The 24,538-nt window shown below is 46.2% G+C and carries 21 protein-coding genes and 2 tRNA genes; 13 read left to right on the plus strand and 10 right to left on the minus strand.

The genetic code is table 11. The features are described from left to right. The first annotated feature begins 768 nt into the window (after nt 1–768). The 4 genes from IM462_RS17690 to IM462_RS17705 all read left to right on the plus strand — a co-directional run bounded on the left by IM462_RS17690 (nt 769) and on the right by IM462_RS17705 (nt 6,371). Entirely contained in the window at nt 769–2,091 is a 1,323-nt protein-coding gene (locus IM462_RS17690; RefSeq protein WP_287704164.1) for a CmpA/NrtA family ABC transporter substrate-binding protein, read from the plus strand. Between the two features lie 159 nt (nt 2,092–2,250). Further along, a complete protein-coding gene (gene ntrB, locus IM462_RS17695) occupies nt 2,251–3,078 on the plus strand; it encodes a nitrate ABC transporter permease (protein ID WP_287704166.1) in 828 nt (275 codons plus the stop codon). A 241-nt stretch (nt 3,079–3,319) separates the two neighbouring features. Beyond that, nucleotides 3,320–5,326, plus strand: a complete 2,007-nt coding sequence (locus IM462_RS17700; RefSeq protein WP_287704168.1) for an ABC transporter ATP-binding/substrate-binding protein — start codon at nt 3,320–3,322, stop codon at nt 5,324–5,326. 46 nt (nt 5,327–5,372) lie between these two features. Continuing rightward, a complete protein-coding gene (locus tag IM462_RS17705; protein ID WP_287704171.1) occupies nt 5,373–6,371 on the plus strand; it encodes a nitrate ABC transporter ATP-binding protein in 999 nt (332 codons plus the stop codon). Between the two features lie 17 nt (nt 6,372–6,388). On the opposite strand, the gene IM462_RS17710 is transcribed toward IM462_RS17705, so the two are convergent. Next, nucleotides 6,389–7,015 carry a DUF2301 domain-containing membrane protein gene (locus tag IM462_RS17710; protein WP_287704174.1) on the minus strand — a complete coding sequence of 209 codons (627 nt, stop codon included), beginning with the start codon at nt 7,013–7,015 and terminating at the stop codon, nt 6,389–6,391. A 243-nt stretch (nt 7,016–7,258) separates the two neighbouring features. Between IM462_RS17710 and thiO the strand changes: the two genes are divergently transcribed. Continuing rightward, on the plus strand, nt 7,259–9,214 hold the full coding sequence (gene thiO, locus IM462_RS17715; protein WP_287704176.1) for a glycine oxidase ThiO: 1,956 nt from the start codon (nt 7,259–7,261) through the stop codon (nt 9,212–9,214). Between the two features lie 80 nt (nt 9,215–9,294). Here the strand turns inward: thiO and IM462_RS17720 are convergent, their stop codons facing one another. Next, on the minus strand, nt 9,295–10,830 hold the full coding sequence (locus IM462_RS17720) for a TolC family protein (protein WP_287704178.1): 1,536 nt from the start codon (nt 10,828–10,830) through the stop codon (nt 9,295–9,297). A 201-nt stretch (nt 10,831–11,031) separates the two neighbouring features. On the opposite strand from IM462_RS17720, the gene IM462_RS17725 reads away from it, so the two are divergent. Continuing rightward, on the plus strand, nt 11,032–11,322 hold the full coding sequence (locus IM462_RS17725; protein WP_287704180.1) for an addiction module antidote protein: 291 nt from the start codon (nt 11,032–11,034) through the stop codon (nt 11,320–11,322). Here the strand turns inward: IM462_RS17725 and ggt are convergent. Both ggt and lpxD read right to left on the minus strand, forming a co-directional pair. Continuing rightward, nucleotides 11,319–12,863, minus strand: coding sequence for a gamma-glutamyltransferase (ggt, locus tag IM462_RS17730; protein ID WP_287704182.1), 1,545 nt, complete (start codon nt 12,861–12,863; stop codon nt 11,319–11,321). The two genes, IM462_RS17725 and ggt, sit on opposite strands and share 4 nt — an antisense overlap. A gap of 153 nt (nt 12,864–13,016) precedes the next feature. Continuing rightward, the gene (gene lpxD / locus IM462_RS17735) at nt 13,017–14,048 is read right to left on the minus strand and encodes a UDP-3-O-(3-hydroxymyristoyl)glucosamine N-acyltransferase (protein WP_287704184.1); all 1,032 of its coding nucleotides are present in this window, start codon (nt 14,046–14,048) and stop codon (nt 13,017–13,019) included. An 840-nt stretch (nt 14,049–14,888) separates the two neighbouring features. On the opposite strand from lpxD, the gene IM462_RS17740 reads away from it, so the two are divergent. The 3 genes from IM462_RS17740 (at nt 14,889) to plsY (ending at nt 17,569) form a co-directional block, all read left to right on the plus strand. Continuing rightward, entirely contained in the window at nt 14,889–15,914 is a 1,026-nt protein-coding gene (locus IM462_RS17740; RefSeq protein ID WP_287704185.1) for an ABC transporter ATP-binding protein, read from the plus strand. 82 nt (nt 15,915–15,996) lie between these two features. Further along, complete coding sequence (gene fabG, locus IM462_RS17745; RefSeq protein ID WP_287704187.1) at nt 15,997–16,692, plus strand: 3-oxoacyl-ACP reductase FabG; 696 nt, start codon at nt 15,997–15,999, stop codon at nt 16,690–16,692. A 193-nt stretch (nt 16,693–16,885) separates the two neighbouring features. Beyond that, entirely contained in the window at nt 16,886–17,569 is a 684-nt protein-coding gene (plsY, locus tag IM462_RS17750; protein WP_502845528.1) for a glycerol-3-phosphate 1-O-acyltransferase PlsY, read from the plus strand. A 475-nt stretch (nt 17,570–18,044) separates the two neighbouring features. Here plsY and IM462_RS17755 read toward each other — a convergent pair whose 3' ends face one another. Then, nucleotides 18,045–19,550: a hypothetical protein gene (locus IM462_RS17755; RefSeq protein ID WP_287704189.1), complete on the minus strand. Its 1,506-nt coding sequence runs from the start codon at nt 19,548–19,550 to the stop codon at nt 18,045–18,047. A 127-nt stretch (nt 19,551–19,677) separates the two neighbouring features. Between IM462_RS17755 and IM462_RS17760 the strand changes: the two genes are divergently transcribed. After that, nucleotides 19,678–19,750: transfer RNA gene (locus IM462_RS17760), tRNA-Glu, on the plus strand. Nucleotides 19,751–19,768: 18 nt separating this feature from the next. Here IM462_RS17760 and IM462_RS17765 read toward each other — a convergent pair. Further along, the gene (locus IM462_RS17765) at nt 19,769–21,118 is read right to left on the minus strand and encodes a sensor histidine kinase (protein ID WP_287704191.1); all 1,350 of its coding nucleotides are present in this window, start codon (nt 21,116–21,118) and stop codon (nt 19,769–19,771) included. 320 nt (nt 21,119–21,438) lie between these two features. On the opposite strand from IM462_RS17765, the gene IM462_RS17770 reads away from it, so the two are divergent. The 3 genes from IM462_RS17770 (at nt 21,439) to IM462_RS17780 (ending at nt 23,103) form a co-directional block, all read left to right on the plus strand. After that, the gene (locus tag IM462_RS17770) at nt 21,439–21,912 is read left to right on the plus strand and encodes an EVE domain-containing protein (RefSeq protein WP_287704193.1); all 474 of its coding nucleotides are present in this window, start codon (nt 21,439–21,441) and stop codon (nt 21,910–21,912) included. Nucleotides 21,913–21,915: 3 nt separating this feature from the next. After that, complete coding sequence (locus IM462_RS17775; RefSeq protein ID WP_287704195.1) at nt 21,916–22,770, plus strand: prohibitin family protein; 855 nt, start codon at nt 21,916–21,918, stop codon at nt 22,768–22,770. Nucleotides 22,771–23,031: 261 nt separating this feature from the next. Then, nucleotides 23,032–23,103, plus strand: a tRNA-Gly gene (locus IM462_RS17780). A 62-nt stretch (nt 23,104–23,165) separates the two neighbouring features. Here the strand turns inward: IM462_RS17780 and IM462_RS17785 are convergent. From IM462_RS17785 to IM462_RS17800, 4 genes are all read right to left on the minus strand, one after another. Then, complete coding sequence (locus IM462_RS17785; RefSeq protein WP_502846412.1) at nt 23,166–23,402, minus strand: ParE family toxin-like protein; 237 nt, start codon at nt 23,400–23,402, stop codon at nt 23,166–23,168. 29 nt (nt 23,403–23,431) lie between these two features. Next, entirely contained in the window at nt 23,432–23,650 is a 219-nt protein-coding gene (locus tag IM462_RS17790) for a hypothetical protein (protein ID WP_043997602.1), read from the minus strand. A 178-nt stretch (nt 23,651–23,828) separates the two neighbouring features. After that, the gene (gene vapC, locus IM462_RS17795; protein ID WP_194016021.1) at nt 23,829–24,227 is read right to left on the minus strand and encodes a type II toxin-antitoxin system VapC family toxin; all 399 of its coding nucleotides are present in this window, start codon (nt 24,225–24,227) and stop codon (nt 23,829–23,831) included. Continuing rightward, nucleotides 24,214–24,426 carry a type II toxin-antitoxin system VapB family antitoxin gene (locus tag IM462_RS17800; RefSeq protein ID WP_287704199.1) on the minus strand — a complete coding sequence of 71 codons (213 nt, stop codon included), beginning with the start codon at nt 24,424–24,426 and terminating at the stop codon, nt 24,214–24,216. The genes vapC and IM462_RS17800 overlap by 14 nt, the downstream gene beginning before the upstream one ends. Between the last annotated feature and the right edge of the window lie 112 nt (nt 24,427–24,538).

Below are 24,538 nucleotides of genomic sequence, written 5' to 3' on the forward strand. Positions count from 1 at the left end.
CGTTAAAAGTTGTCAGATGCCCCCCTTATTAAGGGGGGATTAAAGGGGGGACTAAGGGGGGATCGGCACCCCCCTTATCAAGGGGGGCAGGGGGGATCGAACCTAAAATCCATTTTTAATTTAATTATAACCAGCTACTTAAATACCAGGGCAGCTTATTACATTTTGGGCGCACGCAGTTCGATAAACTCACTGACCACGATGGGCCTCTACCATTGGCGTAATAACTTCTGCTGGTCATCATAACTGGGAGAGATTCACAAATGTGAGATGCACCCAACTGGTAATCATTGAACTGCAAACTCAAATCCGATAACTGAGTCAAGATAGCTAAAAATCCCCATGGCTCTACCATGCGTTTCAGACAAATTTTTATGCTTTTATTACATGGCTGGCAATATTTTGTAACAATCTATACGAATTTTCCTGTTGAAGACTGTAAATTTAAGTTAATTGCTTCGGTAATAACCCTGAAATAAACTGATCTTTCTAGCCCAGATGACCAAAAACCGCCCCTATCTATCTATCCACTCCTCAAAACTGTTATGCTTCTAGAAAAAATCTCTTAGACAAAAACTACTGCTAAATCTCCCCAGATGGAGAAGCAAAAGCGATCAAGAGATAAGAATAGTCAAAGCCTCCTTACTGAATCAACAGTTACTTTCAAGAAATTTTCTCGGTTATCACCGCAGTCAGTTAGGGGAAATAATGAGAATTTTTCACCGTTTCATCACCTTTGTTTAGTTTCTAATCACGATTTTTTAGTCCATGAGTAAACTTTCTAGACGTAGATTTATCTTCACTGCCGGGGCAACTGCCGTAGGAACAGCAATTCTCCACGGTTGCGCCACTCCCAATAATACCGCGACCAGTCCCTCCCCGGCCGGCAGTCCTGCCGCTTCCCCCGCTGCCAGTGGAGAAACTCCCGAAGTCACCACCGCTAAACTAGGTTTTATTGCCCTCACCGACGCTGCCCCCTTAATTATCGCCAAGGAAAAAGGTTTATTCGCTAAACACGGGATGCCCGATGTGCAAGTGATGAAACAAGCCTCTTGGGCTGCAACCCGGGATAACCTCGAATTAGGTTCGGCGGGTAACGGTATCGACGGATCCCACATCCTCAGCCCCATGCCCTACCTAATGACCTTGGGCAAAATCACCAAACAGCCCGTACCAATGTATATTCTGGCGCGTTTGAATACCAACGGTCAGGCGATATCGATCTCCAAATCCCACGCGGATTTAAAACTCGACCTCGACAGTTCTAAACTCAAAGAAACCCTCACCAAAGCGAAATCTGCCGGCAAAGAAATGAAAGCTGCCGTCACCTTTCCGGGGGGCAACCACGACCTGTTCATGCGTTACTGGCTATCTGCGGGCGGCATCGATCCCAATAATGACATCTCCCTCATCGTCGTTCCCCCGCCGCAGATGGTGGCCAATATGAAAGTCGGCACCATGGACGCGTTCTGTGTCGGCGAACCGTGGAACGCCCAAATCGTCTCCAAAGGCCTCGGGTACACTGCCCTGATCACCGGAGAATTCTGGAAGGATCACCCCGAAAAAGCCTTTGCTTTACGCGCCGATTGGGTGGATAAAAATCCCAAAGCGGCAAAAGCTTTAACTATGGCTGTTCTAGAAGCGCAGCAATGGTGCAACGATCCCGCTAATGTTAAGGAAATGTGCGAGATTATTTCAGGACGGGAATGGCTGAAAATTGACCCCGCCGATATCTTGGGCAGAATGCAAGGTAATATCGATTTCGGTGATGGTCGCAAAATCGAAAATAGCCCCGTAGCCATGAAATTCTGGGCTGATAACGCTTCCTATCCCTACAAGAGTCATGATACTTGGTTTGTGACTGAAGACATCCGTTGGGGCTATATTCCCGCCGATACGGACATCAAAGCTTTAGTTGATAAGGTTAACCGGGAAGATATCTGGAGAGAAGCCGCCACAGCCCTCAATGTTCCGGCTGATCAAATTCCCACCTCTACCTCTCGCGGTGTGGAAACTTTCTTTGATGGCGTGAAATTTGATCCCGAAAATCCCCAAGCTTACCTGAAATCTCTCAAGATTAAAAAGGTTTAAATCAGTGTTCAGTAATCAGTAACCAGTCAACAGTTAAAGATGATTTTCTGATAGCTGGTAATTAATAACTGATAACTGATCACTGATGCTGATCACTGAACCACTGACCACTCAACCACTGATAACTGATAACTGATAACTGATAACTGATAACTGATTATGGCTGTTTCTATTTCTCGTCGTTCTCAAGGTACAAAATGGGTAAAAGACCTCAAAAAAAAATTACCCAAACTAGCAACTTCGGCGATTGCTTTATTAATTTTCCTCGTCATCTGGCAAATACTCTGTTTTAGTCCCGATGCCCCCCTCCCTAGTCCCACCAAAGTGGTTAGCGATACCTGGGAATTAATTATTAATCCCTTTTTTAATAATGGTGGCACGGATGTGGGGTTATTCTGGCAAATTTTCGCCAGTTTACAACGGGTGGCCGTCGGTTTTACCCTTGCCGCTATTGTTGGCATCGCTGCGGGAATTTTAATCGGTAGTAGCGCCCTAATTTATGATGCGATCGATCCGATTTTCCAAATCCTGCGTACCGTTCCCCCCCTAGCTTGGCTACCCATCTCCCTAGCGGCTTTTCGTAATAACGAACCTAGTGCCATATTTGTAATTTTTATTACAGCAATTTGGCCAATTATTATTAACACAGCCGTGGGAGTACAACAGGTTCCCCAAGACTATAAAAACGTCTCTAGAGTGCTAAAATTATCCAAAGTTGAATATTTTTTCAATATTCTTTTTCCCGCCACCGTTCCCTACGTTTTCACGGGATTAAGAATCGGTATCGGTTTATCTTGGTTGGCGATTGTAGCGGCAGAAATGCTGATCGGTGGCGTGGGAATTGGCTTCTTTATCTGGGATGCTTGGAATAGTTCCATGATCAGTGAAATTATTCTCGCTCTGATTTATGTGGGTATTGTTGGTTTCCTACTCGATCGCCTCATGGCCTACATCGCTAAATTAGTTGTACCAGAAGAAAATAAATAAGTTTAATTGTTACAAGTAAATAAAAGTGGGTGAGGTTCAAAACTAAATTATTAGCCACCCAAACCACCTCACCCCCGATAACAAGGGTCGAATCTAAAACCTAATTTGTTAAGCTAAAAGCTTTGATCTACCTAGTTTCTAACCTTCTTGTTAGATAGGAGAATTGCCAGATTCTTTCTTTTGCCTCTTGCCTTCAGAAACTGATAACTGATAACTGATAACCGATAACTGATAACTGAAAATGTCTGCATTTATTGAAGTCGATCACATTGATAAGGTTTTCCCTCTCCCCGATGGCCGTCAATATATCGCCCTAAAAAATATCGATCTCAGCGTTACTCAAGGGGAATTTATCTCTTTAATCGGTCACTCCGGTTGCGGGAAATCCACCCTCTTAAATATGGTCGCTGGACTCGATCGCCCGACGGTGGGAGGGGTGATTTTAGAGGGAAGAGAAATTAAAGGCCCCGGCCCCGATCGCATGGTGGTGTTCCAGAATTATTCGCTGCTGCCCTGGTTAACCGTCCGGGAAAATATCGCCCTAGGAGTTAACCGCGTGCTGCGTCATCTACCGGCTGCTGAACGCAAAAGTGTCATCGAACATAGTATCGATATGGTACACCTGCGCCATGCCGCCAACAAACGACCGGGAGAATTATCGGGAGGCATGAAACAACGGGTGGCGATCGCCCGCGCCCTAGCCCTACGGCCGAAAGTCCTCCTACTCGATGAACCCTTTGGGGCGCTGGATGCGTTAACCAGAGGCAATTTACAGGAACGTTTGATGGAAATCGTCGAGGAAAGCCACGTTACCTGTATCATGGTCACGCACGATGTGGATGAAGCCCTATTACTATCCGATCGAGTGGTGATGTTAACCACTGGTCCGGAGGCCCATATCGGTCAGATTCTCGATGTTCCCATTCCCCGGCCCCGGCATCGTTTAGAAGTAGTTAACCACCCCAGTTACTACTCCCTCCGTAACGAGATCGTTTATTTCCTCAACCAACAGAAGCGATCGAAGAAAGTCGGCCAACCCACCGAACCAGTAACAGTGATCGGCCAAGCTACCAGACTGAAAACCAATCCCACCATCGGTTTTATCCCCCTCACCGATTGCGCCCCGATTATTATCGCCAAAGAGAAAGGTTTCTTCGCCGAGGAAGGATTAGAGGATGTTATCCTGCAACGGGAACCCAACTGGAAAGCGCTCGCCCAAGGAGTGGCCACCGGTCGTCTCGATGCGGCCCAGATGGTGGCGGGAATGCCCCTGAGCATGACCATTGGGGCTGGAAATAAGCCCTCTGTCCCCGTGATTAGTGCTTTGGTACTCAGTCGCAACGGTAACGCCATCACCCTCAGCAATAAATACAGGGAATTGGGGGTAGAAAAACTGGAGGACTTAAAGGAGGCCCTCCAGCAAAGTCCCGATCAAATCGCCACTTTCGGCATGGTTCACCCCGCTTCCATGCACAATCTGCTGTTACGCTACTGGTTAGCTAGTGGCGGCATCGATCCCGATAGTGATGTCAATTTAGCCGTAATTCCGCCGCCTCAAATGGTTTCCCTACTAAAAGCGGGTAAGATCGACGGTTATTGTGTGGGGGAACCCTGGAACTCCTACGCCGTTCACGAAAAATTAGGCTACGTTATCGCCACCGATCTCGATATTTGGCCCGGACACCAGGAAAAAGTCCTCGGGGTTAAGGAAACTTGGGCAGCGAAACATCCCGAAACCCATATCGCCATGGTGAAAGCTTTAATTAAAGCCTGCGAATACTGCGATGATCAGCGTAATCGAGAACATATCGTTAATATTCTCAGTCAGCCCCAGTATGTGGGTGTGGATAGCGCAATTATCCGCCCCGGTTTCCTCGATGGTTACGATCGCGGTTTAGGAACTGCCCCCGAACCCCTATTCCGATTTAATCAGTTTTACGTCGATCAAGCTAACTGTCCAGGCCGCAGTGAGGCCCTATGGACCCTAACTCAGCTTGCCCGTTGGGGTTACGCACCGTTCCCCCGCAACTGGGTGGAAGTGATTGAACGCGTCCGTCGTCCCGATCTGTTTGGTGAAGCTTGCCGGTCCCTGGGCCTTCCCGATTTGGAACCCGATCGCCACAGTTTCGCCCTCTTTGATCATCTTATTTTCAGTCCTGACGATCCGATCGGCTATCTGGAACGTTTCTCGATCCGTCGCGATTATCGCGTCTCAGAAGTTCTCCTCGATGATCCCGTCGCTAATTAATGATTGTGGTGGGCTTTGCCCACCTTAAAATAAATCTAGGACGAATATGCAAACTTTTACCGATAAGACCGTGAATTCCAGCACCACTACCCAGCCTTTTTTATTAGTTAGTAATGTTGCCAAAGAATACCCCTCCCCCGAAGGGGTTTACACCGTTTTAGACGGTGTGGAGCTGCAAGTCAATGAGGGGGAATTTGTCTGCATTATCGGTCACTCCGGCTGCGGTAAATCGACCCTTTTAAATATGGTGGCGGGGTTTTCTTCTCCTAGTCGTGGGCAAGTGCTGCTACAGGATAAAGAGGTTAAGGAACCGGGACCGGACCGGATGATGGTATTCCAAAATTATTCGCTTTTGCCCTGGAAAACTGCCTTTGAGAACGTTTATATCGGGGTTAATTCCGTTTATCCCGAAAAATCTCATGCTGAGAAGGTGAAGATCGTGGAAGAAAATCTATCCTTAGTGGGATTGACAGAAGCAGCCCAGAAAAAGCCCCCCCAATTATCGGGAGGCATGAAACAACGGGTTGCGATCGCCCGCGCCCTGGCCATTCGTCCCCAAGTCCTCATCCTCGATGAACCCTTTGGGGCCTTAGATGCGATTACTAAAGAGGAATTACAGGAAGAATTGCTGAAAATCTGGCAAGAACACCAGTTAACCGTGTTGATGATTACCCACGATATCGATGAGGCTTTGTTCTTGTGCGATCGCTTGGTGATGATGACCAACGGCCCAAGTGCTAAAATCGGTGAGGTGTTAAAGATGCCTTTTGCTCGTCCCCGGGTTCGTTCCCAAATCACCGAGGATCCCCGTTACTACGAACTCCGCAATGAAGCCCTCGATTTCCTCTACAATCGTTTTGCCCATTCGGAGGATCCCAACGAGGATGCCCCCGAACAACCCCGCACAGAAAATCTCGTGGGTAAAATTGTTACTGCTATTGGTGGCATAGCTTTACTCGCTTTTGTCGGTTTTAGTCTGATACAAATGTTCACCAGCAAGACTCCCAATACTGCTAATCCGGCTACCATCGAGGACTCCAGATAGGTAACAGTTATCAGTTATCAGTGATTAAGATGTTCAAAGACCGATTTATCACCGATATCGTTGGGGAGAGGTTGGCTTAATTTTCTCAGAGCAAAGATAACGAATAAAGTCGCCCAGAGAATTAATAGCCCCTTCTCCCAATTTAAGGGCAATATCCCCAAAAGATGACCGAGTAAAAGGGTGGGAACTAGAGGGGTTAAAAACTTGGTTTCTAGACGATTAAAACAAAAAGCTTCTTTGAAATAAATCCCCGTGAGACTAGCAAAAATAAAGCCCACACCGAATAAACTCAGCGGATGGTTATAGACAAATTCTAGGAGAGAAAGGTGAGAATAGAGGCTGAAAATTAGGGAAGTAATCGCCCCGATTAGCCAAAAAACTTGCAGGAGACGATGGAGGGGAATTAAATATATATGGATAGTCAATAAACTGATGCCTAACCCCAGACAAAAACCAATGTATAAAAGGTTAGTCAGGGGCAGTAATTGCAGTCCGGTGAGAACTATAATTGTAGCGACAGCGAAACTAAAAGCCGCTAAATTTAACCCCAGACGGTAGAGACGCACGCCTAGGCGATCGCTATCCGTAATCGTAAACTCTCCGAATTGACCTTGATAAACTCGATCGACAGCAGGGGAAGTCATAAGCTCTAAAGAAAAAGGGAAGCTTAGAAAAGATTGACTACAAATCATCTTAAGCTTAAATTATGCCAGTAGCCTCACTTCTTCCCCCTCTCGGCCCACTAATTGCGAGTTTAGCAGTCAATCAAGCTAAAAATTATGATTAATTGGGATAAAAAAATATATATGCTATTTTACTGCGTCTTTCTTGTTTTAACTTCTAATTGCTTGTCATTCCAGTAATTCTTTTCGGTGCCAGAGACTTTTATGAACTCAACTAGCGAAATTTTGATCCTGGGCGGTGGTATCATCGGATTAGCGATCGCCGTCGATTTGCAATTGCGCGGGGCAAAAGTTACCCTCCTAGTTCGAGATATAGCTCAGGCCGCTAGTCGTGCGGCTGCGGGAATGTTGGCCCCCCATGCAGAAGGGATTCCCGCGGGTCCGTTTCTCGATCTTTGTTTACAATCGCGCTGGCTATATCCAGAGTGGAGCCGCAAAATCGAGGATTTAACGGGAATAAACAGCGGTTACTATCCCTGTGGTATTCTTGCTCCCGTTTACGAGCTAGATCAGCCCGTTACTACCGAGGAAGTTAATAAAATTTGGTTAGACAGCAATGCAGTTCATCTCTACCAACCCGGACTAGGTAAAGATGTGGTCGGTGGTTGGTGGTATCCCGACGATGGACAAGTGGACAACCGGCAGCTAGTGACTGGGCTGCAACAAGCGGCCGAAAATTTAGGGGTAGAAATTCGCCAAGGGGTAGAAGTCCACGCCATACAACAAAAGCAGGGAAAAGTCAAGAGTATTTATACCTCAATTGGGGAATTAGAAGCAAAAATTTATATTTTAGCGACGGGATCTTGGGCCAGTCAACTATTACCCCTCCCTATCCATCCCGTCAAAGGTCAAATGGCCGCGGTAAAAATGCCTCCTAACCAGACCTTAACTAGGGTTTTATTCGGTCCCCAAACCTATCTGGTTCCCCGTCGCCATGGTCGTTTAATTATCGGGGCCACTTCTGAAAAAGTCGCCTGGCAAACTGGCAATACACCCCAAGGATTGCAAACCCTTTTTGCGCGTGCTACCCGTCTCTATCCCCCTTTAGCTGACTGGGAAATCGAGGAAATGTGGTGGGGATTCCGCCCGGGTACACCGGATGAATTGCCCATTTTAGGCCGCAGTAGCTGTGATAACCTGATTTTAGCCACGGGTCACTATCGTAACGGCATTTTACTCGCTCCTGTCACTGCTTCCTTGATTGCTGACCTGGTGATTAATGACAAAGTTAATCCCATTTTGACCCATTTTAGCTGCGATCGCTTTAATCAACCATCACCCGTTACTATTCCACCTATGTCCTTAACTATTATTGAGAATAAACCCCAAGCACTTTTATCGCCCCAGAATGATCGCCTCACCATTGCCGGGAAAACCTTTCACTCCCGCTTGATGACTGGGACTGGCAAATATGCCAATCTGACGACTATGCAGGAAAGTATTAGTGCCAGTGAATGTCAGATTGTCACCGTTGCCGTTAGACGAGTACAAACGAACGCACCCTTCGACTTGGCTCAGGGCAAGCCCGGCCATGAGGGATTAGCAGAGGCGATCGATTGGTCTAAAATTTGGATGTTGCCCAACACTGCCGGTTGTCAAACGGCCGAAGAAGCGATTCGGGTGGCCCGTTTAGGGCGAGAAATGGCCAAATTATTGGGACAGGAAGACAATAACTTTATTAAACTCGAAGTTATTCCCGATCCTAAATATTTATTACCCGATCCGATCGGAACTTTGCAAGCGGCGGAACAATTAGTTAAAGAAGGTTTTGCCGTACTGCCCTATATTAACGCCGATCCTCTCTTGGCCAAACGTTTAGAGGAAGCTGGCTGCGCCACGGTTATGCCCCTAGGATCGCCGATTGGGTCGGGACAGGGCCTGAAAAATGAGGCAAATATCGCGATTATCATCGAATCGGCCAAAATTCCCGTGGTGGTCGATGCCGGGATCGGTACACCCTCAGAAGCGGCCCGGGCTATGGAAATGGGGGCCGATGCTTTATTAATTAACAGTGCGATCGCTATGGCGGCCAATCCAGCTATGATGGCCCAAGCCATGGCAATGGCAGCAAAAGCGGGACGTTTAGCCTATTTAGCGGGAAGAATGCCGATTAAGTCCTATGCTAGTCCTAGTTCCCCCTTGACGGGAACGATCGCCTAACCCAGTGATCTATCGAAACTCCTTAAAATAGGGGAGATAGGCAAATCTCCCCCCACACCACACCTCGATAAATCCCACAATTAACGCACTTCAAACAAACGATTGTCTGGTAAATTACTAATCGATCGCTGGAGACTATTCAGGGATCTATTGTAATCAACGATCGCCTGTAGATAACGACTTCTGGCATCGGTTAAATCCCGTTGGGAGTTGATCACGTCCGTTTGGGTTCCCACACCGGCCTGAAAGCGTAAACGGGCTAATCGCAGACTTTCCGTGGCCGATTCAATGCTTTTTTGCGAAGTTTTAATGTTTTCTTGGTTAGAAATCAAATTATAGTAAGATTCCTCCACCTGAAGGCGAATTTCATTGCGACGGAGGGAGAATTCCGTATCGGCGCGATCGATATTTCTTTCCGCTTGACGGGCGCGAGCAAAAGCACGACCACCATCAAAGAAAGTCCAACGAATCCGGCCGCCGACGCTAAAACCATCGCCAAAACCAGCTTCATCACTGAGATCGTTGAGGACATTATACTCGCCCAAAAGGTCCACCTGGGGAATCACCGCCGAAATAGCGATCGAGCGGTCTTCTGCGTTAATTTCCCTCTGTAAGAGTTGTTGTTCTAATTCCGCGCGATTTTTATAGGCCAAAACGATACTATCATCAAGACTTAAGCCCCAAGTTCCCGCCTCGCGAATCTCATCGGCAGCGGTTAACTCGATGTGCTGACCGACACTCAATATCTGTGCCAGTCGCCGTCGGGAAATACGCTGGGTAGAAATCGCCCGGGTTAAGTCTTGGTTAGCGTTAGCGAGGTCAACTTCCGCCTGTAGGACAGCAAATCGGGTTCCTAGTCCCGCTTGTTCCAATAATTGAGCATCGCGCAAACTTTGACTAGCATCTTCGATCGAGGCTTGGGCGATCGCTACCTGAGCGTCACCCCTCTGTAATTCATAATAGGCATCGGTAGCATCAAAACGAGTTTGTTCCGAGACTCGTTCCACCTCTAATTCCCTTTGCCGGATGACTTTTTCGGCCCTTTTGATCTGGGCTGACCGTTCACCCCCTGTATAAACCCCATAGACAATGCGAACACTACCCTGAAAGTTGGTACTATCTTCAGGGTTAAGTGGTGGCCTTCCCTGTTGACGAGCCAAATTATTCTGTCTTTGGGCAGCGGCTGATTGATCTTGAGTGAGACTGGTTTCCGCTTGGGCTGCCGGTAATAAAGCCGCCTGTTGTTCCTTTAATTGGGCGCGAGCGATTTCTAAATCTACCCGGGCTGTCTGTAAGGTCTGATTATTTTTTAAAGCTAATTCGATCGCTTGATTTAAGGTGATCGGTTGTACTACCCTAATTCCCACCTCATCCGGTTTGGTGGGAAAAATTAGGGGATTGCCACTAGGATTAAGATAATTAGGGGCTTTGGGATCCGCTTCCGTGGTTGCCGGTGCCGCCGATGGACCAGGTAATTGAGAAACTGGATTGACAATAGGTTGGGGTTTCTTCAATAAATCGGCAGCGGACTGAGTTTGTGCCTTAACCGAGGATTCAGCCAAGAAAATCAACCCAAGCACCGCACTCACGGTAATACCATAACGCAAGAGCAACATGAGTATCTCAAAAGTAAACAGTAAACGATAAGAAGTAAACAAGCTCACACCACTATGTTGGCCGATTACTAATTACCGATAGTAACACGGGAGTATGAAAGCCACCGTCTTTTAAGCACCGGCTAAAATAAGATTCGATTGATTTTGAACGGGACATCAAAACAGCATTAGATTTAGCCCAAGACTTATAGGAGGTTCTCTATGGCTACAATTCAGACTTATCCTTGGGATGCAGCAGATCATTTGAAAACAAAAGAAGATATCGCCGCTTATCTTGAAGCTGCCCTCGAAGATGGCGATCCTAGCTTAGTAGTGGCAGCATTAGGGGATATTGCCCGTTCTCAAGGGATGACTCGTATTGCTCGTGAGACGGGTTTGGGACGGGAGAGTCTCTACAAATCTTTGTCGAATCAGGGTAATCCAGAGTTTGCTACAGTTCTTAAGGTTTTGCAAGCACTTGGGTTACGCCTGCAAGTTGTACCCATTACCTAAAAATCCCTAATCACTAATCCTACTCCCTCCCGACGCGGATCGCCCGTAGCGGTTAACTCCCCCCGCTCATTCACTGCCACCCCATGCACACCCCCAAAAAACATATTTTGTTCTTGCCACCGGGATACTTGAGTATTTGCGGGTAAAACCAGATTTTCGAGCAGATTTTCCCGATCTTCTAGGGGTTCAATTCCTAATTGTTGATTTTCCCAATGTATGCGCGAAGCAGCGATCGCATCGGCTAAAGATTGCCGAAAATCGATTAAATTGCTAATAACCTGCAAAATAGCGGTGCGAATGCGATTGGAACCCCCAGAACCGAGAACAAATCGCGGCTTTCCTTCCTCTAAAATCATTGTCGGCGACATCATTGAGGATAAACGACGATCAACAGGCCAATTGTGAAAACCAAAGGGATTTAAGTCCGCTTCCCCGATCATATTATTGAGCATAATTCCCGTCCCCGGCACGGTATAAGCTGATCCTTCGCCGTTGGAAAAGGTGGCACTGGCGGCGTTACCTTCCCCATCGATAACACTAATATGGGTGGTACTGCCCCATTTATTGGCATATTTGCCTAAAAATTCTGGTGAGAGGAACTTATCTTCGATTCCCTCCTGATGGATAAAATTATCGTAGCCTTGGGCGCGAGCTTGATTGGTTAAGGCCATCACTTCCGTTAAAATTTGCAGATGTTTGGCTCCTAGAGGCTCTAAAGCCGATAAATTGACTGTTTCCAGTAATTTTAGGGCAAAAGCCAGGAGAATTCCTCCAGAACTAGGAGGCGGATTGGTCAGTATTTCGTACCCCCGATATTCGGTTTTTAGGGGTTTTCTCTCAAGGACTTGGTAATGATTTAAATCCTCTAGGGTAAGATAACCGCCGTCCTGCATATCCTTGGCGATTTGGTGGGCGATTTCTCCCTCATAAAAGTCTTTTACGCCTTTTTTGCTTAATTCCTCTAAGCTATTGGCAAAATCCCTCATCACACAGCGATCGCCAGCTTGGAGGAGTTTTCCTTGCGGGGCATAGACTTTTAAGCCCTCTCGATCTTTGAGCAGGATCGAAGATAGTAAACCCAGGCAAAAGCCGTTATATTGGCTCAAAATGTAGCCTTGACGAGCATATTCGATCGCTGGCTCCGCTACCACGGCAAAGGGTAATTTTCCTAGTTTTTTCTGCACTATTTCCAATCCCCGTAACGCCCCCGGAGTCGCGATCGCACCTCGGCCAATGTGAAAATCTTGACTAGCACCACCAAAATCGATCGCCACTGGGTAAAAGTCGATATTTGTCAAGGGTTTTTTAGATTTGGGAGTTTGACAAAAAAAATCAAAAAGGGTATTGACTTTTTCTTTGGTATGTGCTAGTAAAAAACCGCCGCCCCCCGCCGAAGCGAGGGTAAATTCGACCACGAAAGCCGCTAAAATCGAGCCAACAATCCCATCGAAGGCATTGCCGCCCATTTCTAAGATTAATTGTCCAGCTTCGGCAGTTTTTGGATGTCCTGCGGCGATAGCGCCCTTGCTTTTGCGAGTCACTTTGATTCAGTTATCAGTTATCAGTTATCAGTTATCAGTGGGGAGATGGGGGTGTGGGGTGTGGGGTGTGGGGTGTGGGGTGTGGGGAGAAGGGAGAAGGGAGAATAAATAAAAATAATCTCCTGCCTCCTGCCTCCTGTCCCCTGAATAGGGCTATTTTTTCAACTGCTTAACCGCTTGATAGATTTCGGGTAAACGCTTGTAAGCGGCTGCTACCTTGAGGAATAGCTTATGGGGGATAGCGGGAGAGCCAGAAACCACTTCTCCTGCCCCGATATCGTTGTGAATGCCAGCTTGGGCTGTTGCGATCGCACCGTCCCCGATCACTGCTTGATTGGCAATGCCCACCTGTCCCGCTAAAATAACGCGATTGCCCACTTTTACGCCTCCTGCCATGCCCACCTGTCCTGCTAGGGCGCAAGCTTGGCCAATTTGGCAATTATGGGCAATATGGACGAGATTATCGATCTTAGTCTGGCTACCGATGCGGGTTTCTCCCACTGCCGGACGATCCACGGCGCTATTACAGCCAATTTCTACGCCATCTTCTAAGACCACGATACCCGATTGTTCCATCTTAAACCAGCCTTCGGGAACCGGCACAAAACCGAAGCCCTCGGCACCGATAACAGCGCCACTGTGGATAACGCAATCATTGCCGATTTGTACCCGTTCATGGATAGTACAGTTCGCGTGGAGAATTGTGCGATCACCAATATGCACCCCGGGGTAAATAACGGCGTTAGGATGAATGCACACGCCATCACCGAGGATGACATTCGCTTCCACCACCGCATGGGCCCCGATGGCGACTTTATGGCCGATTTTAGCCGATGGATGCACCACGGCGGTGGCGTGAATGTAGGGTTGGGGCTGAAAGGGTTGATAGAATAATTTGATGGCGTGGGCGAATAAAAGTCGGGGATTGGCACTAGCTAACCAAGCGATGCCGCGTTCGTCGGCCTGTTGTTGTAAATTGCTATCCAGGGGCAGAATTAGGGCAGTAGCGTCAGTTTTGGCGACAAAGGAAGCAAATTTTCCCCCTTCGATATAGCTAATGGTATCGACTAGGGCGGTTTCGATGGGAGTTATGGCTTTAATTTGGGGATTTCTGTCGGGATAGGCAGTTAAACTGTGAGCAGAGACTAAAGGGCTTAATTTTTGGGCAATTTCACTAAATTTCATAAATATATACTGCGATCGAGATAGGGCTTATCCTAGGATAGTTTAAAACTATACCGATAATCTTGTCGTTATTATAGTCAAAAAAGTTGCTAGTTTTTTAGGGAATAATCCCTGTTTTCCATTTCAACAAAGCCGATCTCGATCTAGCGCGGTTTTGGAGATAAGTTGGCTCTCTACAAAACCGATTGAGTTGAATTTTTACTACTCGGTCGAGTTAATAAAATTGACCCGAACAGTATTAAGGCACTCGGAGTTGATGGTTCGGGAACTGTTAAAAAATCTAGGTAAAAAATTCCTGACTCTCCCTAACAAACACCAGTATCTACCGGCTTAAGTAGGTAGGCGTTAAAAATTATCAGATGCCCCCCTTATTAAGGGGGATCCACCCGCCTATCGGCACCCCCCTTATCAAGGGGGGCAGGAGGGATCGAACCTAAAATCCATTTTTAATTTAATTATAACCAGCTACTTAAAACTGGCTGAATATTTTGCCAGTCGAGAGACAAAAAACTTCGCTAAAAAGGAGAATTTATCGAAAAATTGTGGTTAAAAATCGGAACCTTGATCGGTTACGGTAATTGAAGATGCAACGGACCGCCATTTTTTACACCTTGTCGTTGAGACTAAACTGGAAACCCTGGCCCAACAATCGGCAATCAGTGGGGATTGCCAACGAGTGCCACCTTCTCAACCTTTGAGCTGCCAGTCATTACCGCCGCAGAGAGCGCAGTGAGTAGATCAAATCTACAATACCAGATTTTCAAGTGGGGAATCTGGGTTAAAATAGACCGAGAAAGTTAACAAAAAAATTGTCTCGCTCAAGTGGGCGAAAATCAGCTTATGACCCTTGCGGTGGCGATCGAAAACTTAAAAAAATCCTACGGTCAGACAGCAGCGGTTAAAGATATCTCCTTTACCGTGGCAGCGGCAGAAATCTTCGGTTTACTCGGTCCCAATGGTGCGGGGAAAACCACCACGATTCGCTGTCTTTGTACCCTTGCTAAACCCGATGGCGGCAAAATCGAGGTGGGGGGTGTCGATGCCCTGAATAACCCCAAATCCGCCCGTAAACGCCTGGGTTACGTTGCCCAAGAAGTCGCCCTTGATAAAATGCTCACGGGCCGGGAACTGTTGCAACTACAAGCGGCTATCTATCACATTCCTGCTCAAAAGTCAAGAGAGCGCATCAAAGAATTAATAAATCTTTTAGGATTAGAGGAATACGCCGACAAAAAAACAGGAACCTATTCCGGCGGCATCAAAAAACGGCTGGATTTAGCGGCGGGATTACTGCATCAGCCAGAAGTTTTGGTGCTGGATGAACCGACTGTGGGACTCGATATCGAAAGTCGTTTGATTGTCTGGGATTTTCTGCGACAATTGCGGGCGGCTGGAACCAGTGTATTAATTACCAGCCATTATCTCGAAGAAATTGACGCCTTGGCCGATAACTTGGCAATTATCGACAATGGTATCGTCATCGCTCGCGGTACCCCCTCACAACTGAAGGAGCAACTGGGTGGCGATCGCATTACCCTAAAAGTGCGAGAATTTTCCCCAGAGGAAGAGGCCCTAAAAGCGAAAGAGTTATTATCCCGTCTGCCTTTTGTCGAGGAGGTGATCGTCAATACCGCCCAGGGTAACTCCCTTAATCTTATCGTCACGGCCAATAGCAATCCTTTAAGCAAAATTGAACAAACCCTAGCCGAATCGGGATTACCCGTGTTTAGCATGGCCCAATCCCGTCCTAGTCTCGATGATGTCTATCTAGCGGCCACCGGACGCACTCTGATGGATGCGGAAATTGCCGCCGCCAGCAGTCGCGACCTGAAGGCGGAGAAAAAACAAGCGATGAAGGAATCCTAGTCTGGCGAGAAAGGCGGTAATATTGCCCAATTGCCGGGTTAAATCATCTATAATTGGAGCGATCGACTATCTATCAATCAATATGAAAGATAAACGGGTATTGCTGACCGGCGGTACGGGAGGACTGGGTTTAGGAGTCACTCCGGCGGTTTTACACCATGGCGGTCATCTAACCATGACCTATCGGGAGGAAAGGGAGGTAGCTCGTCTGAAATCTCGGCTGAGTGCGGCGGAATTTGAGCGTATTCGCTTTGTCAGGGTGGATTTAACCCAAGAAACTGCCGTGGCTAGATTAATTGATGATCTCGGTCGGGTCGATGTTTTAATTCATCTAGTCGGGGGTTTTACCATGGGGGCGACGGAGGAGTTTAGCTATGAAGATTGGCTAAAAATGTTCGATTTAAACCTCCATAGCACTTTTTTACTGTGTAAACACTGTTTACGCTCGATGAAACTTCATAATTATGGTCGTATCGTCACTATCGGTTCTCGTGGTGCCGTACAACCGGGGGCAAATTTGGCCGCCTATTGTGCCTCGAAAGCGGCGGTAGTGGCTTTAACCCAAGCGATCGCAGAAGAAACCAAACAGACTAATATTACTGCTAACGTGGTTTTGCCAAGTGTTATCGACACTCCGGGCAACCGGGAAGCGATGGGAGAGGCAAATGCCAAGGACTGGGTAAGTCCCCAATCTCTAGCCGAGGTGATCTGTTTTCTAGCGGGGGAAGGGGCGAAAGACTTGCGCGGGGCGGCAATTCCCGTCTATGGTTCCCTGTGAGTGGTTTTTGTCTTCGGGCTGATACACTGATAACGGCGCTCGCTCTTGCTAAAAATTGGGTTTAAGCTAAGACGCATTTAACCCGCTTATTCTTAGATTAGCCGAACCTCCCCCAATCCCTTTACTGTTGCCTTTTGCCTTTTCCCTCTTGCCTCGTCTCAACAAGCAATTTAAATTACGAACAGCTTAATTTATGCTTATTCCGATTCTTATCAGTCTTGGTATCTTACTTTTATCCTATCTGCTCGGTTCAATTCCCACGGGTTATTTAATCGGTAAATACAGCAAAGGTATCGATATTCGTGACTATGGTTCCGGTTCCACTGGAGCCACCAATGTGCTAAGAACTCTGGGAAAATCTGCCGGGGCGATGGTGTTATTAATTGATATGTTAAAAGGAATGGCGGCGGTGGCCCTGGTACGCGGGCTATATTTTATTGATGTCAATCCTCTCCCAGAAAGTTGGTATTACTGGTTAATTATCGGGGCATCATTGGGGGCAATCATCGGTCATAGTAAATCGATTTTCTTGAATTTTAGTGGTGGTAAATCCGTCGCCACCAGTTTAGGGGTTTTATTAGTGATGAATCCCCTAGTGGCTTGCGGAACTTTGGCGAGTTTTTTAGTTATGCTCGCACTTTTCCGGATTGTTTCTTTAGGTTCGATTATCGGGGCGCTGGTGGTGAATATTTTAATGGTTATTTTGGGTCAACCTCTCCCCTATATTTTATTTAGTTTGATGGGGGGAATCTATGTGATTGTTCGTCATCAGGGTAATATTAAAAGATTGTTGGCAGGGACGGAACCAAAAATAGGTCAGAAAGTACAGCCATCATCGGAATTAGGTTACAGCGTTTCTTCTACAGATAAAATGTAACCTAATTTGCTATCATCCCCAGACGACTGGCTAATGTTCCCTGTTCCCTAAAACCAGAGACTTCCTAACTCACCCTTAAGATAACTGGTACTAAATCCATTGAGTATAAGCTACATATCAGGACAGGCAATAGGCAATAGGCAATAGGCAAAAGGGGCAATAAATAATCAGTCTTTAATAACCTGAAAACTGATTATTCACTCCTAATTATTATTTTCCTAAGCCGAGTTTTCTGGTTACTTTTTGCCAAAAAGTTGGGTTCGGTGTTTGATAGGGTTTGGGACTAATCGAAGGGACTATCAAAAGAAATAAAACGGTGGTGCATTCCCATACGATAATATCGGTCAGTTGAGTGCCTTTTTTAACTAGCCATCTCTGCCGCTAGTTTAGAAAATTGGTATAAGTCCCTAAAGATAGTCTCAAGTTTCTCACAACAGAAAGACTACCCGAGCGACTATACCCAAAACCGCTCGATTTAGCGTTTGCGTTTGAGTAATTTAGAAATGCGTCGATCATACCGCAACCAACGCCAAATTTTAATGACTAATTCCTCTACCCATAAAATAATCGCATCTAATCCCTCTAAAATCCGTTCTAAGGGGTGTTTAACGTAGCCGACGGGGGTTGATTCGGTTTCTAACCATTCTTCGTTAATTGGTTGAATTATCTCCTTAGCATAGCGGGCATCTAATTGGGTGGCGGGGGGAGATTCTCTGGCAGTAATTTCAGCAGCGGCCGGGGGGATTTTTTGTAAAGATTTATTTTGTTTTTCTTGACTAAAAGCTTTTTTTGTGCTAAGAGGCTCGGCTGGTGTGCCTGGGGACTGGCTAAGGGAATTAGCGGGGTTAAGGCGGGGTTTTTCGGAGTCTTGGGGAGAAATAGCCGATATATCGGCGGATTCTAGCCAATTTTGCTCGCTGACGGCGGAAAATGTCAGGGATTGGCGAGAGGAAAAGAAGTGATCGATCGCCGCTTGGATGAGTTTGCCGATCGTGAAGGGATCCGCTTGGGTTTGTTTTTCTAGCCAATCCTGGAGACGTTGCTTGAAGGTGATCAGCAGAGAATTAGGAAGACTTAAGGGATATTTTGCCGATAAAGCGGGTGAATCGGCACTATATTCTAAATTGTTCTTTTCTTTTGCCCAGAAATGCTCGATCGCCGCATAAATTAACCAATAAAGTCGCCAGAGATAGGAGGAATTTTTCTCCAGATTCGGGGACTGGTTAACGAGATCAGAAGGGGGTTTAGAGGTGTGGCTCAAACTGCCTGGGATTGCGGGGGAGATAGCCAGAAATTTAGTCTCGAAAATCGCTAATTTTTCGTCAATGACTTCCAAAATCCCTTGAGAATTTAAATTAGGCAGTGGTAAGGAGAGTGGTGTCGGGGTTTTGACGAGATGGGATTCTTGGAATAGATCTATGGCGATCGCTATTTGTCCCTGTTGTTCCCAGCGTAGTAGGTTCCAAAACCAACGGATCGGAGGCAAGACAGGATTTTTGTCGGTAAAATTCGGTAATAAAGGCGGATATTGAGGATTTAATCGCTTAATTTTCCGTTTTTCGAGGGCGTAGTTAGCCAGTGCCGTTCTAATTTGTTTTTCTATTTGTCTTTGGGTTTGATTATCGGTGATTTTAACGGTCTGGTGATCGTTAGTGACGAAAACTAAAGCTTGATCCTCTAGATCGGCTGCTATGCCAATAAATGCCGTTTCTTGGTCGGATAAGCTCTGGAGAAATTCCGCGATCGCATCGGTTCCATCCTTGCCGGGGGGTGATAATTGTTTCTGGAGACTGTTCCCCAATTGATTAGCCGTCACCCGCAGGGATTGTACCAGCAAATAGACGGGATAGAGGGCTATTTGCAGGGCAATAGCGATCGCGTTTTGACCGCGACGGGAGACGCGGCTGAGGTTATCTTTCAGACGGATCAAACGACGGTTGATCAGGTTGAACAGTCGGCTTTTATAGGGATCGGCAGCCATGGATTTTGGGCGATAACATCTTCATTTAGACTATCCTATTGTGCAAGGACGGGATAAAAAAAATTTTGGTCAAAACCCTTGACTCCCAGAAAGATTATTGTTATATTTAAAAAGGTCTGAAATCCAAGCCCCCATCGTCTAGTGGCCTAGGACACCTCCCTTTCACGGAGGCGACAGGGATTCGAATTCCCTTGGGGGTATAAAAAAAGTCAGAGGTGTTAAGCTTCTGACTTTTCGGTTTTTTTCTCCCGTTGATGGCTTTTCGGTAGGGTGACGGTGAAGATTGTTCCTCGATCGATCTGACTTTCGACGCTAATTTGTCCATGATGACTGAGGGTAATCGCTAAAGCGATCGCTAATCCTAATCCTGTTCCCCCAGAAGTGGCAGAATTTTGTCGTGCGGGATCGAGACGATAAAAGCGATCGAAAATATGGGACAAAGCAGCCTCGGGAATACCGATTCCGTTATCTTTGACGCGCACCAGTAACACCGATTGTCGATCACGTTTACTTTTTTCCAACTCCACTGCTACATTTTTAGGCTCAGATTCGGGCAAAAAAGCGTGTTTTAGGGCATTAGAGATTAAATTTGTGAATAAACGTGCTAATTGATCCCAATCTCCCTCCATAGTAAACATTTCATCGCTGTAGGAAAAATCCTCTTGGTTCGGTTCCACAATCGACAAAGAGAGGCAAATTCCCTGCTTATCGGCGATTAAACGCTGTTCTTCCACCACTTCCATCAATAAAGCATCCAAAGGTACAGCTTGCTCGATCGGTTGGACGATGCCACTATCAGAACGGGCTAAAAAAAGCAGATCATTGACTAAATTGCCCAATCTTTCCGTTAAACGCTCGATCACCTGCAAGCGTTGATCGCCAGTTTGGGGATAAGCGATCGCCATTTGCACGTTAGTTTGGATAGTGGCGATCGGATTGCGTAATTCATGGGAAGCATCGGCGGTAAATTGTTTTAAACTCTGATAGGACTCTTTTACTGGTTGAATGGCTAAACCGGACAAAAACCAACCAATCCCAGCGACACTGGCAATCATCAGGCAAATTCCGACGATTAAATCCAATAATAGCTGTCTAATTGGTTTTGTCACCTCAAACCAAGGATGACTTACCCGCAGATATCCCAAAACATGATGATCGATTTCCACCCTTTCGGTTATTTGTCGCAGCAGACGATCATCGGATAAGCGAATAGTTTCCCCTTGACGGTGGGGATGGAGGGGAATATCTAAGGATTCAGCCAGAGTTGACCAAACTAGATTACCTTGGGGATCGAACCATTCCAAATCTATATGATCGTCCTCCACGGATTTACCCTGACTGGGAAAACTTGCGAGGGGATCGACGCGATAACGTCCTTGGTTCGGGGGAATCGATTCGATCACGAGGGAACGATTTACCACCTCAATGATGTGTTTGAGGGTATCATCAATGCGATCCACTAAGGTATGGCGCACATAAAAATACATTCCCGTAGCGAGAAAGAGCAGTAGTATGGCAGTGACAACAGTGTACCATAAGGCTAAACGGCGGCGAGTGGCTTGGAACACCGATAATCTATGGATTGGCTAGAGATTTTTAGAGCAATGTATCCTATTTTACAGCTTATTTGAGCGATTTAATAGTGGAGAATAAATTATTTTTAGCTGTGGGGAAAAACTGACGGTTGCCAAGAATAGCTAGACTTGAAGGCTCATAGTCCTTAAAAATTGCTGCTAACAAAAGTATTTTTAGATACATTCTTCCCAATAATTGTTTGAGTAGAACTACAAAAGCAGCTAAAGTGAATTATATTTAATCCTATGGCAACAAGGCTGACAGGAACGGCTAAAAATATTTTTGAGCTTATTTGAATTAATAACAAGTATAAATGATGAATTTAAATTATTGGTTAATGAAATCGGAACCCCATGTCTATAGTATCGGGGATTTAAAAAAAGATGGTCAAACTATTTGGGAGGGAGTGCGAAATTATCAGGCCCGCAATTTTCTCCGTCAGATGAAACGGGGAGATCTGGCCTTTTTTTATCATTCTAATACCACCCCGCCGGGGATTGTCGGCTTGATGCGCGTAGTGGAAACCGATATGATCGATCCCACACAATTCGATCGCGATAGTCCCTACTATGATCCCAAATCCTCTCCAGATTCCCCACGCTGGTGGACGGTTAAAGTTGAGTTTGATCGCCTTTTTCCCCAAATGCTGCCCCTAGGAATTTTAAAACAAAATTTTACCGCCGATGAATTATTATTAGTAAGGACAGGAAATCGTCTGTCAGTGATGCCCGTTAATCAAGCGATCGCAGTAAAAATTCTCGCTTTAGTCGCTCGTCAAGGAGTATAAACTATGAACCAAAAAGATGCTATTAATTTACTTTCCCTGATCGGTGGATTATTAGCTGCTATTGTAATTTTAGCGGCCTTCAATGCCTATGTGATTATAACTCCCGGACAAGCGGGGGTTTTAAGTGTTTTAGGAAAGGCTAAGGACGGGGTTTTATTGGAGGGATTGCACTTTAAACCTCCCTTTGTTTCTAGTGTCGATATCTACGATGTTACGGTGCAAAAATTTGAAGTTCCCGCCCAAAGTTCCACTAAAGATTTACAGGATTTATCCGCTAGTTTTGCGATTAATTTTCGTCTTGATCCGACTCAAGTAGTGGTCATTAGAAGAACCCAAGGCACCCTGCAAAATATTGTCGCTAAAATTATCGCCCCTCAAACCCAAGAATCCTTTAAAATTGCCGCCGCTAAAAGAACCGTAGAGGAGGCAATTACTCGACGCAGTGAGTTAAAAGAAGACTTTGATAATGCCCTATCGACTCGGTTAGAAAAGTATGGTATTCTAGTTTTAGATACCAGTGTGGTAGATTTGAATTTTTCTCCGGAATTTGCCCGGGCTGTCGAAGATAAACAAATCGCAGAACAACGGGCCCAAAGAGCCGTTTATATCACCCAAGAAGCGGAACAACAGGCCCAAGCAGAAGTTAATCGCGCTAAAGGGAAAGCTGAGGCACAAAGACTATTAGCAGAAACTTTAAAAGAACAGGGGGGAGGATTAGTTTTACAGAAAGAAGCGATCGAAGCTTGGCGCGAAGGTGGGGCGCAAATGCCCCGGGTTTTAGTCATGGATGGATCGGGAAAAAATAGCGTACCATTTTTATTTAATTATAGTGATTCTTTTCCAGAAAATACCCCCTAAATTCCTGTCCAAGCTCAGAGGCATTTTCAAAGAAACCTTGCCAAACTCTCAAAATTACCCGGTGATATTATCGACAAATGGCATTTAAAACAATCTCTAGCTCCTTGACTCTTTGAGGATGAAGAAATTGAACGGTGAATATTTTTGATCATCCGCTGGCGAGTCTATTTAGCGTTTCTGGACACACTGGCGCGATGATGAAAAACAGCCTAGAGCAGTTGCTCTCGTCGGGGAGTCAATGCTATGATTAGAGACAGTTTTGCGGGTATAGTTCAGTGGTAGAACGTCACCTTCCCAAGGTGAATGTCGCGCGTTCGAGTCGCGTTACCCGCTTCTAACGACAATGGGAATCTTCCCTAACATTCCCCAACTGGGCCTACCAGAGCGGCATCGCACTACAATTGATCCAGCAGCATATCGTACTCTGCATGGGAACCAACCCAGAACCAAATCACCGTATCATCCTCTAATTGACCGACAGCAGGATAATCCCTATTGATGCGTGCAGAATAGATGGGCAGCTGTGGATGGACTTTCTTGAATCGCAAGCTGGGATAGCTTGGGTCTTCTTTGAATTGCCGATACGCTTTACGGGTCTGCTCTTGAATCGGTTTTGGAAGATCTGCAAACATCTCCCGAAAACGAGCAGTGGTACAAGACTTCACAACGTTTCTGGGTCTAATTCTTGAGTCTTGCCCAATCGATGTTCTGCCATTGCTTCGGCTGCTAGTTTAGCCAGCAAGTTTGGTGAGCGGGTAAAGGAGTCATTCCATCGCTTTTCTTCTTCGAGTTCTGCCAAAATTAGGGTTGCGATCGCGTCCTGTTGATCGGTTGACAAGGTTTGTAATTGGGCGATCGCCTGCTCAAGTCGTTCAGTCATAGACAACATCTAACGTATAGGGCTTAATATATTCTAGCCTCCACGTTGCTGCAGCGATGGCGTACTGCTACCCAGTGCCTTCAGCATCGCACTTAAACTCACAGCTTCAATCTATGGGCATGGTGCGTTCCTAAAAATCTATTGGTGGAGTAGTAAGAGTCAGATTAGGGAACGCACCCTAGGGCCGAAAACGGAGATTTTGAAGAGATCGCACTTGAGCAATGGTTTCAAAATCACGGTCGTTGTGAATTAGAAGCAGATCATTTTCTAATGCTGCTTGAGCAATACAGCAATCAATTGGGCTGCGAACAGTCAATCCTTGACGACGCAGATCATAGTAAATACGTGCAGCTGCTTGCCAGGAAGAAGGCGTGAGTTCAACATAATCCTGCACTTCGAGATAAGTAGAGAGGATTGTCCACTCTTGCTCGTTTAAGCTCCCTTGAAGCAGTTCCAGCTGAGTAAAGCGGGTGAGTAAAATCTCACGATTTGCAATTAACGTTTCCAGTTGCTGGCGAACTTGATCACCACGACTGCGGAAGACGCTGATCCACACAGATGTGTCAATCAGCAACATGACCGGTTTCCCGTAGGGCTTTATAATCAAAATCTGGGGCAAATTGAATTTGTCTGGCAAGGTCGAGAAGGTTTTTCTTACGGCGCGATCTCACGAATTCTTGTAGAGCAAGATTCATTAGTTCCTCTTGGGTGGTGAGGTTAGTCAGTTGAAAGGCTTCCTTGAGAAGCGATTCATCAAGGTTGAGGGTAATTTGCATAGGATGGATATTAGATTGAAGTATGGGTGATTATTCTCTTTACATTTTAATCCGATAGATGACTAACCCAACTCTGGGCATATCTTTGTTAGTTGGCCCTCAAACCTTAAGC

The organism is Microcystis sp. M144S2 (genome assembly GCF_020246065.1).
In the GTDB taxonomy this organism is placed as follows: Bacteria; Cyanobacteriota; Cyanobacteriia; order Cyanobacteriales; family Microcystaceae; genus Microcystis; species Microcystis ichthyoblabe_A.